Raw genomic sequence first — 13672 nt, 5'->3', positions numbered from 1 at the left:
GTCCCGGCTCAGGGGATGGGGGTACTGGTGCCAGTTATTCAGATGCATTTCATATTAATTACGTAAACCCTGCCCTTTTAGGGAGAAACAAAACTACCATTTTTGAAGTAGGGGTTAATGGTCAATATAAAACCATTCAAACTAATTCAGCTTCGCAGAAAGATGTAGGGGGTAACCTGAGTTACCTGGCATTTGCCTTTCCAGTTGCAAAACGCTGGACAATTTCCGCCGGACTCAGGCCATATAGTACCGTAGGTTATGAAATAAAAACGGCTGAAGCTATTCCTGGTTCTGAGTATCAGGCCGGGTATACATTTAAAGGAAATGGAGGGTTAACCAGTGTTGATTTTACTAATGGCTTTCATATACTTAGCAAGCCAAAAGATAATATATATGTTGGTATTAAGGCAAGCTATATTTTTGGCAACATCACGCAGGAATCTATTTCCTGGGTCACTACTGACTCTGTGGGTGCTTTAGGAATAGCTTATGTAAACCGGACAAATTATTCAGATATTATAGTAAAAACCGGCATCGCTTACCGCAGAAAGTTAAAAGACAAATTATTTTTGAATGCCGGATTTGTATACGATTTCCAGGGCGACATACAAGGTAAACGTTTTGTAGGATTTCAAACCAGGATACCTTCAACGGGATTGCCTATTACTGCGGGATATGATACTTTATCCAGCGATGTAAAAGGCAGTGTCAGGCTACCGGGTCAATATAGATTTGGTTTAAGTATAGACAGGCCATTTAGCTGGGCTTTAACCGCAGATTTTTCTTATCAGAACTGGTCTGAGTTTAAAGATTTTGAAGTAAAGGAAACCTTAAATAACAGTTATACGTTGGCTGTAGGGGGAGAAATTATTCCAGATATTACATCAATATCCAGCTATTTTAAAAGAATGACTTACAGGGCAGGTGTCAATTTCAGCAAAACACCTATTTCATTAAATGGCGAGCAGTTGAATGACTTTGGCATCAATTTTGGCACTTCCCTCCCCGTAGGCAGAGGCATTTCAGACCTGAACCTGGCATTTACCTGGGGACAGAGAGGAACCTTAAATAGTAATTTGATTAAAGAGCAATATTTTAAAGTATCCCTCGGCTTTACTTTGAATGGCCTATACGATGGATGGTTTGTTAAACAAAAAATAGATTAAAAAAAAGAGAAAAATGATGATTATGAGAGCACATGTAATGTTAACCTTAGCCTTATTATTGGGTTTTTCCGGTCTGATAAAAGCTCAAGCTCCTAATTGGGGTTCTCAAGCTGCTGAAGCTCAGGAAAAATACGCCCTGTTTTCAGATAATGTAAAGCTTAAAGACTTTAAATCTGCCGCTGTACCTCTATCATGGTTGCTGAAAAATGCGCCTGAATTGGGCAAGGATTTATATGTAAAAGGAAGACAAACTTATGAAGGCTTAGTAGACCAGACCAAAGATCCTAAGCAACTGGTTGTATATCAGGATTCTGCACTAGCAATGTATGACTTACAAGCAAAATATTTTAAGGAAGAAGCAGAAGTTTTAAATAGAAAGGGTCTAAAAGCTTATCCATATCTATCAAGCCGTCCTAATTCTGTAGATCAGTTATTTCCGCTGTATGAGAAGATAGTGGCTTTAAATAAAGAAGCTACATATAGTCCGAACATACAGTATTACATGGATTTGATCTGCAAGAAAAAATCAGCAGGTACTTTTACAGATGAGCAGGTATTAGCTAAGTTTGACGAGATCAGCTCTATTATTGATAAAAACTCAAGTGGTGCTGATGCCAGCAAACAGCAAAACTGGGCACAGGCTCGTACATATGTAGACCAGATGTTACAATCTTGTGTAAAAATTGATTGTAACTTCGTTAAGAATCAGTTAGGTCCTAAGTTCAAGCAAAACCCTACTGATGTAGCAATGGCTAAGAAAATATTTGGCCTGATGGCAACCGGAAAATGTACAGAAGATCCATTGTTCCTGGAAGCCGGTGAAGCCATGGTGAAAGCAGAACCAAGCTATGGTGTATACCGGGTATTAGCCAAAATTCAGGAATCAGGCAAAAATTATGACAAGGCCTCTGCCTATTATGAAGAATCTATCAAGTATGCAAGCAGCCCTTCTGAAAAAGCGGAGTCCTATATTGAAATTGCCCAGGTACATGACCGTAAAGGAGCTAATCAATCTGCCCGTAATTATTACCTGAAAGCGGCTGAAAGCGGAAAAACTGCTGCCTATACAGCCATTGGTAACTTATATCTGAGTAGCCATAAAGAATGTACTGATTCAAATCCAGTAAAAGCTAAATTGTGGGCCATTGCTGCATATGAAATGTACCAGAAAGCTGGTGATAAAGCGAACATGGCCAAAGCCAGACAATATTTCCCAACAGCCGAAGAAATATTCACCCATGGAATGACAGAACAGATCGGCAAGCAAATGAGTACCGGCTGCTGGATCAATGAAACTGTTACCTTGCAAAAGAAATAAACAGTGAATCCACTGCATCTATTTAATAACATATCATATATTTTTATACAAAAAAAGACAGGGTACACCACCCTGTCTTTTTTTTCACAATGTCTGTTTGTAGGGTGTATGCTACTTCTGGCATGTAAAGGTGATGACAAAGATTTACAGGCTATAAAACCTTACACTGGGCCAAAACTAGTTTCTGAAAATATCAGACATACCTATACTGACTCAGCTAAAATTAAGATGTATATGGCAGCCCCTAGGGAAGAAATTATGGATAACGGAGATAAAATTTGGCCTAAAGGTGTATATATAGAATTTTATAATGAAAATCAAATCCGCACTACTACCCTTCGGGCTAATTCTGGTGTATTTTATCAGGAGAAAAACCAATATACGGTAACCGGGAATGTAGTAATTATAGACTCTGTGAAGACGCAAAAGATGAATACGGAAGAATTACACTGGACGCCCAAAACACAAAAAATATTTACTGATAAATTTGTAGTGATACAAACCAAATCTGATACTTTAAAAGGACAGGGATTGGAAGCAAACCAGGATTTTAGCCGCTGGAAAATACTGAAGCCTACCGGAACCTTGCCTCTCTCACAGCAATGAAACTATCAGAAACCATATTATTCTCCCTGGCAGTTGCTTTTCTCATCATTGGCGTACACCAGACATTCACAGTAGGAATTCTGCAAAGTTACTGGATATTCATGCTCTCTATTGCACTCCTGTTGGTATTTAAATTCCAGCGAAATAAAAGTGTAGAGAAACAACCTACCACATCAGCCAAACCAAGCGTTGTACAAAAAAAGCAGCCAGGTAAAATTACTAAACGCATCCGCAAATGATCACGCTTCAGATTCTCAGTGTTATTTTATCACTCCTGTTTCTAGTGTTGCTTGCAGGCATTGAGTTATCCTTTACTTTTTCCAATAAACCCCACCTGGAAATATTACGGCGGAAAGGCGTATACTCCGGAGAAATGCTGCCAGCTTTTTTCAAAAACCCGGCTGGTTTTATTAGTACCATTCTCACTGGCACCACCTTAGGTTTGGTATTGTATACGTTAAGTATAACCAGTGTACTGGATGTATGGCTTAGAAATCTGATAATAGTGCTGCCTCCGGAAATTAACCATGAGCTTATTGTCCTGCTTCTACAAATCAGCATTGCCCTCTTCATTGTTATTATAGTGGTAGAGATTTTACCAAAAAGCCTGTTTTTAATTAATCCTGAAAAGTTTGCCTTGTTTTTTTCTCTGCCCATGCGGGCTATCTATTTTGTAGTATATCCACTGGCAATGTTTGTAACAGCTGTTTCCAAATTTGTTTTGGTTAAAATATTCCGATTATCCAATGAACAGATTCAACCAGCGTTCGGCTTAACAGACCTGGATCATCATATCAATAGCCCATTGGTTGAAGAAATTAAACAGCCTGAAACGGAAATAGATACAAAAATATTTACCAATGCCCTTAATTTTAAAACCAAACGGGTCCGGGAATGTATGATTCCCCGCACAGAGATAACCGCCGTTGAAATAGGAGATGGAATAGAGAAACTCAGGAATACATTTGTAAAAAGCGGCCATTCAAAAATTCTGGTGTACCGCGAAACTATTGATGACATTGTAGGGTATTGCCATGCTCTGGAACTTTTTAAGAAACCTAAAGATATTACCCAGATTGTAACGCCCATTATTATTGTAGCAGAAACTACGCTTGTACATGAATTGCTTTTCAAATTTACCAGTGAACGGAAAAGTCTTGCCCTGGTTGTAGATGAATTTGGAGGTACCTCTGGCCTGATTAGTCTGGAAGACGTAATGGAACAGATTTTTGGTGAAATACAGGACGAATATGACCAGAGTGAGGATTGGGTAGAGCAGAAAATAGATAACCAGACCTATTTATTAAGTGCTCGTCATGAAGTAGATTATCTGAATGAAAAGTATGGATGGGAATTGCCTGAAGGGGATTATGAAACGTTAGGAGGTCTTATTATTGCCATTAACAAAGATATTCCAAGTGTAAATGATATAATTGAAGTAGCGCCTTATACTTTTACAATTATTGCTATGCAGGATGCCCGGATTGATACCGTGCAACTTGCCATTGCCCCTCTATCCAACGAACCAGATAAACTCAAAAGAACCCCGGAATTAACTTGAGTAGGCTGCCAGTTCTATGATCTTCCGGATAATGACCAGCGCCAGAAAAAAGGAAAACAAATACCCCAGCATCTGAGCAGACATTACTTTTGAGGCTTTTACGCCAAAAGGTGAAGCAATTACTACGCCTGCTGCAAGTGATAAAGCTACCGGAAAAATAATATATCCCGTATGATAAAGGGCAGTAGGGCTTTTTACATTTTCAAACATACTGAAAATAGTCATCATAAAGGAAGTAATTCCGATAACGCCTAGAGAAATAGCATTGGCTTTGCGGATGTCCATATTAAAAATGGTGTGCAGAATAGGTATGATAACAACCCCGCCTCCTAAACCTGATAAAGCCGAAACAGCACCTCCTGCTAATCCTGCCAAACCCAGTTTCAGGTCAAACCTGGAATCCTCTTTTGTCTTTTCATCTTTCCCGTTGGAAGCATTTAATATGGTTTTTAGCAGCATATATAATAGCAGTACCACAATTACCAGATTGAATGTGTCTTTAGAGTACCAGCTGGTGTTTACCACATATTGAAGAAGCAACAGGGAAGTTACTATGCCTACACATCCCATAATGAGTATTTCCCGGATATAGAATACATGGTTTTTAACCAGAATAATGTTGGCAGAGAGAGATGAAAAAAAAGAAGCAAACACTGAATTAGCAATGGTGTACTGCACAATTTCATCCCTGGGAACACCTATACCTGAGAGGGCCACTGGAATAACCACAATATAGATGATACCTCCTCCAATACCCAGCAGACCGCCCAGAAATCCTCCGATCAGCCCTGAAATAAATAAGAAGAAGTAATATACCATTGTAGCTGCAAAACTAACAAAAAAGGACTGATACAAATATCAGTCCTTTTTATATGGCTACTTGCCTTTGAGTAACCTGTTGTATTGTTCTGAGTCTTTTAGCACTTTCAGCGCTGATTGAACATCGGCATCATCATCGAAGGCAGCTTCTACCATGCCCTTCTGGAGATAGTATCTGGAGGCTATTTCCTGTTCCAGCAATTCTTTAATTTCAGGTTTGAATTTTTGTAAGTCTGATTCCTTATTGTGAGAGATTCTGGATTTTAAAGATTTTACCTGCTCCTGAATATCTTCGTAATACTTCTCTTTTTTTGCATGATCTACCAGGTCTTCCAGGGTTTTTTCAACCTGCGTAGTATAATCGTATTCCTTATCGGTTAACCACTTTACAAAAGCCTGATATTCATCTTCTGTTATGTTGAAAGAATTGGCTGATGCGATTTTTTCGTGTTCTGCGAAATATTTATTGGCATAATCAAAAATGAGATTTTTGTTTTCCAGACTATTGGTGATAGAAGCATAATTGGGCTTCTCAACCGGTACATCTGGCGTAATGCCACCCCCATCATATACTATCCTTCCATTCTTTGTCTTAAAGGCAACCCGTAGAGAATCCGGAATTTTACCTACGCTACCATCGTCATTGCGATGGCTATAATCAATTGCCTGAATACAACGGCCGCTGGGAATATAATACTTGGCAGTAGTTACTTTCAGCTGAGAATTATAGGAAAGGGGCCGGGTAGCTTGTACTAAACCTTTTCCATAAGTTTTCCGGCCAACCAGTACACCCCGGTCATAATCCTGAATAACACCAGATACAATTTCTGCAGCAGAAGCACTGCGGCTGCTGGTGAGCACAGCCATAGGCATATCGGTATCAATAGGTGGATTTAGCGCTGTATAGGTTTTATTCCAGTCAGTTACTTTGCCTTTGGTGCTTACAATTTCAGCATCTTTGGGCACGAAAATATTAGAAATGTTTACAGCTTCACTCAGCAATCCTCCCGGATTATCTCTTAAATCCAGAATCAGTTTTTTAGCGCCTTTTCCTTTCAGTTCTACCACAGCATTTTTCACTTCTCTGGCGGCACCGGTGGTAAAATCGGATAAATGAATATAGCCCACCTCATCATTGACCATCCCATAATAAGGCACATTGTCAATCTTAATGTTTTCACGTGTGATCGGAACTTCAATAGGTGTTTTCTGTCCATAGCGCATAATGGTCAGTTTAACCGTCGTATTGGCTTGTCCTCTCAGCAGTTTATTTACGTCGTAATAGGATTTATTTTTAATATCAATGCCATCTATCTTAATAATTTCATCGCTGATGCGAAGCCCTGCTTTGGTAGCGGGAGAATTTTCATGCGGCATCAATACCAATGTACGCCCGCCCCGGCTGCCAATTAAAGCGCCTACGCCTCCATACTGGCCGGTAGTCATAGTGCGGTAATCTTCAATTTCGTCTTCGGGAATATAATCAGTGTAAGGATCGAGAGAATTCAGCATCGCATCTATGCCGGTTTTAATCACTTTATTAGGATTCACCTCATCCACATAATACATGTTCACTTCTTTAAAAAGGGTAGCGAAAATATCGAGGTTGCGGGTGATTTCGAAGTAACGCTCGCCAGGGTTGTTGAAAGCAAAAAAGCTGAACACAGCCGCAAGCATCAGGCTGAGAACAGCAATTCGTACACGCTTGGTATTCATACGCAAAAGAATTTATAGAGGGAAAAATTAGATAACGCATACCGGATAGATACACATCAATAAATATACGCAATTATTTTGGGTGTATCAAACAGAGTTCTGGTTGTTTACTAAACGACGCCATGCTACTATTAGTTTTTTCTCAATGATCTCAAAAGAGATTTTTTCTTTGGCTATATACACAATAGCTATATAGGCAAGCCGTTGCCCTTCCGGCTGGGCTGTCATCAATGTAGATTTGTTTTTCCGGTAAGCCTCCTTCATCCTACGTTTAAGTAAGTTGCGGTCTACGGCTCTTTTAAAATTCCGTTTGGATACAGAAAAAAGTACCTGTGGATAGGAAACAGGCTCTGTTTGAGAAGCAGGCAGATAATGAATACGGAAAGGATATAAAAAAGCAGAGGAACCTTTTTGGAAAAGTTCCTCAATGATTTTTTTGCTGTTCAGCCTTTCGTGTTTGGGTAGTTTTTGACTGGAAGCTGGCTTTGTAAGGTCTTCCATAAAGAAGTATCAACTATAACCCAACGAATAAACCCTTTGTTTTATAAGCAATTACAACGAATGCTTTAAAGCCGGAAACTGAATTAAGCTTTATGTCTTCTTTCGTCAGAAACGGTCAGTTTTTTCTGCCTTTGGCTCTGCGGCTGGCCAGTACTCTTCTGCCATTAGCGGTAGCCATTCTTTCTCTGAAGCCATGCTTGTTTCTTCTTTTGCGCTGCGAAGGTTGAAATGTTCTTTTCATGTCTATGCTATATTTTTATTTTCAATCCGGGATGCCTGCCTTTTATCCTTCGGATGAAGAAATAAGAACAAGCGTATTTTTTGAGCTTGCAAAGATAGAGAATAGTTGCAGAAAGACAAAGGCAGTCAGAAAAAAATAGTGAATAAGTAATTGAGCGAATGAGTAATTGAGTGACTATAAACTATAGTCACTCAATTACTCATTCGCTCAATCACCCCGCTATAAGCGGATTCGGAGAAAAAAGCTAATTTGCAGAAAAAAGTATATGCTACGGGTAGAAGCGTTCTTGATTGCCGAACAAATCAATGTAAAGAAATTCAGGGCCGAGTTTACAGGTAATCCATTTTCAGCCAGTGCCTTTGAAGCGTTTTATGCACAGGAGAACAATAAATTTCTGTATGTGCTCAATTATGGCGTGGTAGGCTTTGTTGGGTATGGAGATGTGGAAAAAAGCGATTTTATCAAATTCCTGAAAAGTTATTGTGAAAAACCAGTAGAAGGAGATTTCAAAGAAGATTTACTTGTTGACGTAAATCCTCAGGCTAAACTCACTTTTAACTATAACTCCCTGGTCGTCCCGGCCTTAAATGAAAATGTGGTCCGGATTATCATTCTCAATATTGCCCAGTCGGTAGCCATGGATTTTTATGAGAAACTCGGACAGGAAGCCTTAGACAGTACCAGAAAATTCACCGATGAACTGGAAAAATACGGACGAATCCGTATTTCTAAAACCAACCTGATGAAATACATCGGTAAAACGCTCAATGTTAAAAACAGCATTTTCGATAATTTATATGTTTTCAACTCGCCTGACCTCGTCTGGGAGAATGAATTGCTGTCTAAACTGGATCATGGCCTTAGAGATATGTTCGACATCAATATGCGGTTCCGGGAACTGGATTATGAACTCAAAATCGTGCAGGATAATCTTTCACTTTTCACCGACCAGTTGCAACACCGTGAAAGCAACCGCCTTGAATGGATTGTGATTCTTTTGATTTTGCTGGAAGTAATTGATACAATTGTTAACCGGGTGTTTTAGGTTTAAGTGATTAGTTGTATACTTAGCTAAATGAATGGTTCTGATTGGATAAATGTAGAATCTATATATCACATATTATTCCATTTTACTTTCAATGAATCTGGAGTTAAGAAACTCAATTGAGCAGTTTTTGCAAAGAGCTAGTCAAAATAGCTTAGCTGGAGAAAGAAACAGTTATGAAGAGGCAGAAGCCATTAATACCAAATTAGATGGCCTTATCTCTAGCTGGTATATTAATGAACTTTTTGACAAAGCTATTATCCCTTGAGCAGAGCTAAATGAATCCTTCATTAAACCACAACGATTTCCTTATTTAGCTAAACCATTCATTGCCATTTAAGGTTATCTGATTATGGAAAACAAAGAACACATTCAGCAACACTATATAGAATATGTATTGGAACATGGCCGCCAGCCAGTTTCCGTTTTTGCCTTTGCCAAACATCTGGGCATCAGCGAACAAGAGTTTTATCAGCATTTTAATTCCTTTGAAGGCTTGGAGCAGGAAGTGTGGAGAGAACTATTTGAAACCACCCGGGTTAAAGTAGAAAGTCAGGAAGTATACATGCAGTATTCTGTCCGGGAAAAGCTGCTTTCCTTTTATTACTCCTGGATTGAAGTATTGAAAAACAACCGCAGTTTTGTGGTATACACCGCCAACAAATATCCAGGCCGCCGTTTTCACACAGCCTCAACAGAACTATACACGTTCCGGAATGCTTTCAAAGAATTTGCTGGTGAATTGATCCGTGAAGGCAGAACTACCGATGAAATCATAGACCGCCCTTATTTGAGCAACCGTTATGCAGATGGTTTCTGGATGCAGGCACTGTTTGTACTTAACTTCTGGATTAAGGATCAGAGTAAAAACTTTGAACAAACGGATGTAGCCATTGAAAAAGCAGTGAACACCTCATTTGACTTATTAGGCCGTACGCCCCTAGATTCCATTTTTGATTTCGCCAAATTCCTCTATCAAAGCAAAAACTGAACAATAGAATTACTGAATTACAGAAGGTTTATTTAGATCGTAAATCTGTTCATTTCAGTAGCTCTATTTCCATTTATCCCATTCATTATGAAAAGTCAGAACAGTATTCCTGCTACCAAGGTAGAACGGGCCACCAAGTTTGTGAAAACCGGCTTCAAGGTAGGCGGCAATTATATAAAGCATTATACCAAACGTATGTTCGATGCAGACCTTACCAAAGAAGACCTGCATGAAGACAATGCCCATGATATTTATGAGTCATTGAGTGAACTGAAAGGCAGCGCCCTGAAAGTAGCCCAGATGATGAGCATGGATAAAAACCTGCTTCCCAAAGCATATTCTGAAAAGTTTACCATGGCTCAGTACAGTGCTCCACCCCTCTCCGGACCTTTGGTGATTAAAACCTTTCAAAAGTATTTCGGCAAAACGCCCCAGCAATTATTTGATTCTTTCAATATGGAAGCGGCTAATGCGGCCTCTATTGGCCAGGTACATGAGGCTTATTTGCAAGGAAAAAAGCTTGCGGTAAAAGTGCAATATCCTGGTGTAGCCAACAGCATCCAGTCTGATTTGAAAATGGTAAAGCCTTTTGCCGTCAGGCTCATGAACCTGAATGAGAAAGACGTAGATAAGTATATGGAAGAAGTGGAAAGCAAACTGCTGGAAGAAACCGATTATACCCTGGAACTTCGCCGCTCTGTAGAACTTTCTGAAGCTTGCAGCCATATTGCCAACATTGACTTTGCCACGTATCTGCCAGAATATTCCTGTGAACGCATTCTTACCATGACCTGGCTGGAAGGCAAACATTTAAAAGACTTTCTGCAAACTAATCCATCTCAGAAAGTACGAAATACGATTGGCCAGGCCTTGTGGGATTTTTACGATTACCAGATCCACACCTTGAAAACCGTACATGCCGATCCACATCCGGGTAATTTCCTGATGCGGGAGAATGGTACAATGGGAATTATTGATTTTGGCTGTGTGAAAGAAATTCCGGAAGATTATTACCAGAACTATTTTGTTTTGATTAATCCAGCTATTCTGGGTGATGAGACAAAAACCAGAGAAATTTTCAATAACCTGGAATTTATCAATGAGTATGATACTCCGGAACAACTCCGTTTTTTCAGTGAGCTGTTCAAAACGATGATTGTATTGCTGGGCAAACCCTTCCATTCCGATACCTTCGACTTTGGCGACAATGCCTATTTCGATTCTATCTTCGAATACGGTGAAAAACTTTCCAAATTAAAAGAATTGCGTGAGTCTAAAAAAGCCCGTGGTTCCAGGCATGCCTTGTATATCAACCGCACCTATTATGGATTATATGCGATGCTACACGAACTAAAGGCAGAAGTACGCACTACCCGGCCAGAATGGCTGCTGGCAACTAAATAGTTTTCAATAATTACAGCTTTTGCAGGAGTCACATTATACAACCTTCGGGTCAGCACCGGCCTTGTGCGGGTTGTATAGAGTGGTGGATGCAAAAGCGGGGCCTCTCCGGCCCTGGAGGAGAAATGCCTCTAAGCAGAATATCTAATCGTATAAAGAATATATTTTAACAAAATAAAAAAGCGTACAGACATTAATCTGTACGCTTTTGACTTATATAAACTCTATATTTAAGCGTGCTGTAACTTCTTCTTGTCTAATATCTTATTAAAATTACGCTCTGGACGGCCTTCATATGATTTTTTGTGATACGCATATCCGGCAATCAGCGGCATAGCAATCGTAGCTTCTGCCCATACCATTTGCTCATATACCGTATCTACCTTTCCCCAGGAACAAGCTTCTTTCAAGGTAGAACCAGATAAAGCACCATCTCTTTCATCGGCCACTGTGATCTGAACAGCATATTTGTGCATAGGCGCTTCCTTATCTAAAATATCGCAAGCCACTACAATGTCCTGAACGAAGTTTTTAGGAACACCCCCACCGATCATAAATATGCCAGATTCAGGGTTCGCTAATTTTACTTTGGTGATTTCCAGGAAATCTTTGGCAGAATCGATAGATACATGGCTATCGGGATTATGCCACTGGTGATGCACCAAGCCAAAACCAGCAGAACAGTCGGAGAAGGCAGGCACAAATATCGGCACTCCTTTTTTATAGCACTGGTATACAATTGAATCTTCGCGGTAATCGGCATACTTGTCATTCTCAGCCAGGTATCTACCCATTTCACGGATGAATTCACGGGAAGAATAAGGGCGTTTTTCTAAACTTTCGCAGATTTCACCAATGGTAGCATCACAGATACGCAGGTCTTCTTCATCAATGAATGTATCGTAAATACGGTCGATCATCAGTTCACGTAATTCCTGGTCATCAATACCATATTGAGTTCCTACGTAGTGTTTGAACCCTAAGGCTTCAAAGAAATCCTGGTCTACAATGTTGGCTCCGGTAGAAACAATAGCATCTACCATGTTATTTTTTATTAAATCAACTATTACTCCTTTTAAGCCGGCCGAGATCAGCGAACCAGCCAGTGTCAGGAATACAGCGCATTCTTTATCCTCCTGCATCTTATTGAAAATTTGAGCGCCTCTGGATAAATTGCGTGCCTGAAAAGCCATACTGCCCATTGCATCGATCATCGGCACGACATTGTGTTGTTTAATGTCAATGTGCTGAATGGTACTTTGCAATAGCTCTTGTTTTCTTGAATTCTGGTTTTTGTTCATTTTTTAAATGTTGTTAAGGGTTTATAAATTGAACGAACCGGACTGTAAAGAAAAGTGATCTTTTTTCAAACGGCCAGCAAAATTACATATTTTAAGCAGGTATAGTTCAATAAAAACCATAATATTTGTAGAATATTTCGGTAAATATCAGCTGAAAGTCATAAGATATACCAGGGAAAACAGCATAGATTATCATATTGATTATCAGCATAATATCACTCAATATTTTATCATAATAGTCATCTAACTTCTGCTACTTATGGCCTTTGATGAAGAAAAAATAAATTATCTGTCCTTATTTCTAAATGAACCCATTTATGTACTCAGGCCAGAGCTGGAACCATCACCCATTGTTTTAGCAGAATTACCTGTTGAAGTGCCGGAAGCGAATCCCTCTGTCGAACAAGTTGTTGCAAAACCTGTAGCAGATCCGCCACTGAAAGCCACTCCTGCTCAACCTATTCAATCACCTGCCCCCATTCAGAAACCAGTTCCGCAAAAAAACAGAAACAAGGTAATGATCTTATTCAATAATGAGCACTCTCCCTACCTGGCAAAAAATGAAGAAGCCCTGCTAAAGAAAATTCTTTTCTCTGTGAAGCTGGACATTGATGATGTAGACCTGGTGAACTATAATAATATTCAGCGGATAGAATATATAGATTTGTTAAAAGAGAAAGTATTAAACCAGCTCATCAGCTTTGGGGTAGGCTTAACGGCTTTAAATTTAGAACTATATCTAAAAAAATACCAGGTAGAACGTATTGAAGGTGTAGATATGCTGCTAGCCGATAGTTTAAGTGTGCTTGAAAATAGTCCGGATGCCAAAAAATTACTCTGGAAAGCCTTGCAACACATGTTTATGAAATGACGTTTTAAATTTTACTCCTTGCTTTTCAGGATTTCCACTTCTAAAATTGATTCTACTTAATCTTTTCATACTTACATATTAATTAATTGTTAAAGTAACACCTTTACTTCCAACTTACCTTATTATCTGTCAAGT

The 13672-nt window shown here is 39.4% G+C and carries 14 protein-coding genes and 1 pseudogene; 10 read left to right on the top strand and 5 right to left on the bottom strand.

The window, feature by feature from the left end; translation table 11 throughout:
• The first annotated feature begins 467 nt into the window (after window positions 1–467).
• The 5 genes from GXP67_RS18805 (at window position 468) to GXP67_RS18785 (ending at window position 4651) form a co-directional block, all read left to right on the top strand.
• Window positions 468–1166, top strand: a complete 699-nt coding sequence (locus tag GXP67_RS18805) for a BamG-related protein (protein WP_162444553.1) — start codon at window positions 468–470, stop codon at window positions 1164–1166.
• A 13-nt stretch (window positions 1167–1179) separates the two neighbouring features.
• Window positions 1180–2484: a tetratricopeptide repeat protein gene (locus GXP67_RS18800; protein WP_162444552.1), complete on the top strand. Its 1305-nt coding sequence runs from the start codon at window positions 1180–1182 to the stop codon at window positions 2482–2484.
• 108 nt (window positions 2485–2592) lie between these two features.
• Window positions 2593–3090 carry an LPS export ABC transporter periplasmic protein LptC gene (gene lptC / locus GXP67_RS18795; protein ID WP_162444551.1) on the top strand — a complete coding sequence of 166 codons (498 nt, stop codon included), beginning with the start codon at window positions 2593–2595 and terminating at the stop codon, window positions 3088–3090.
• Window positions 3087–3329 (top strand): hypothetical protein, encoded by a 243-nt coding sequence (locus GXP67_RS18790; RefSeq protein ID WP_162441255.1) that lies wholly within the window; start codon window positions 3087–3089, stop codon window positions 3327–3329. The genes lptC and GXP67_RS18790 overlap by 4 nt, the downstream gene beginning before the upstream one ends.
• Entirely contained in the window at window positions 3326–4651 is a 1326-nt protein-coding gene (locus GXP67_RS18785) for a hemolysin family protein (RefSeq protein ID WP_162444550.1), read from the top strand. The genes GXP67_RS18790 and GXP67_RS18785 overlap by 4 nt, the downstream gene beginning before the upstream one ends.
• Here GXP67_RS18785 and GXP67_RS18780 read toward each other — a convergent pair.
• The 4 genes and pseudogenes from GXP67_RS18780 to rpmH all read right to left on the bottom strand — a co-directional run bounded on the left by GXP67_RS18780 (window position 4643) and on the right by rpmH (window position 7928).
• Window positions 4643–5506: a sulfite exporter TauE/SafE family protein gene (locus tag GXP67_RS18780; protein WP_162444549.1), complete on the bottom strand. Its 864-nt coding sequence runs from the start codon at window positions 5504–5506 to the stop codon at window positions 4643–4645. The genes GXP67_RS18785 and GXP67_RS18780 overlap by 9 nt on opposite strands.
• Window positions 5507–5527: 21 nt before the next feature.
• Entirely contained in the window at window positions 5528–7186 is a 1659-nt protein-coding gene (locus GXP67_RS18775) for a S41 family peptidase (protein ID WP_162444548.1), read from the bottom strand.
• A gap of 87 nt (window positions 7187–7273) precedes the next feature.
• The gene (gene rnpA / locus GXP67_RS18770) at window positions 7274–7687 is read right to left on the bottom strand and encodes a ribonuclease P protein component (RefSeq protein WP_162444547.1); all 414 of its coding nucleotides are present in this window, start codon (window positions 7685–7687) and stop codon (window positions 7274–7276) included.
• Between the two features lie 83 nt (window positions 7688–7770).
• A pseudogene (gene rpmH / locus GXP67_RS18765) lies at window positions 7771–7928 on the bottom strand (50S ribosomal protein L34).
• Window positions 7929–8193: 265 nt separating this feature from the next.
• Between rpmH and GXP67_RS18760 the strand changes: the two are divergent.
• From GXP67_RS18760 to GXP67_RS18745, 4 genes are all read left to right on the top strand, one after another.
• Window positions 8194–8973 (top strand): RMD1 family protein, encoded by a 780-nt coding sequence (locus GXP67_RS18760; RefSeq protein ID WP_162444545.1) that lies wholly within the window; start codon window positions 8194–8196, stop codon window positions 8971–8973.
• Between the two features lie 94 nt (window positions 8974–9067).
• Entirely contained in the window at window positions 9068–9241 is a 174-nt protein-coding gene (locus GXP67_RS18755) for a hypothetical protein (RefSeq protein WP_162444544.1), read from the top strand.
• Window positions 9242–9325: 84 nt separating this feature from the next.
• Window positions 9326–9964 (top strand): TetR/AcrR family transcriptional regulator, encoded by a 639-nt coding sequence (locus GXP67_RS18750; RefSeq protein ID WP_162444543.1) that lies wholly within the window; start codon window positions 9326–9328, stop codon window positions 9962–9964.
• 87 nt (window positions 9965–10051) lie between these two features.
• Window positions 10052–11368, top strand: coding sequence for an ABC1 kinase family protein (locus GXP67_RS18745; RefSeq protein WP_162444542.1), 1317 nt, complete (start codon window positions 10052–10054; stop codon window positions 11366–11368).
• 227 nt (window positions 11369–11595) lie between these two features.
• On the opposite strand, the gene GXP67_RS18740 is transcribed toward GXP67_RS18745, so the two are convergent.
• Window positions 11596–12666: a 1,9-bis(guanidino)-5-aza-nonane synthase gene (locus GXP67_RS18740; RefSeq protein ID WP_162444541.1), complete on the bottom strand. Its 1071-nt coding sequence runs from the start codon at window positions 12664–12666 to the stop codon at window positions 11596–11598.
• A 259-nt stretch (window positions 12667–12925) separates the two neighbouring features.
• Between GXP67_RS18740 and GXP67_RS18735 the strand changes: the two genes are divergently transcribed.
• Window positions 12926–13537, top strand: a complete 612-nt coding sequence (locus tag GXP67_RS18735) for a hypothetical protein (protein ID WP_162444540.1) — start codon at window positions 12926–12928, stop codon at window positions 13535–13537.
• Window positions 13538–13672 lie beyond the last annotated feature (135 nt).

This window comes from Rhodocytophaga rosea, from assembly GCF_010119975.1.
In the GTDB taxonomy this organism is placed as follows: Bacteria; Bacteroidota; Bacteroidia; order Cytophagales; family 172606-1; genus Rhodocytophaga; species Rhodocytophaga rosea.
This window is presented reverse-complemented; position numbering and strand designations above follow the sequence as displayed.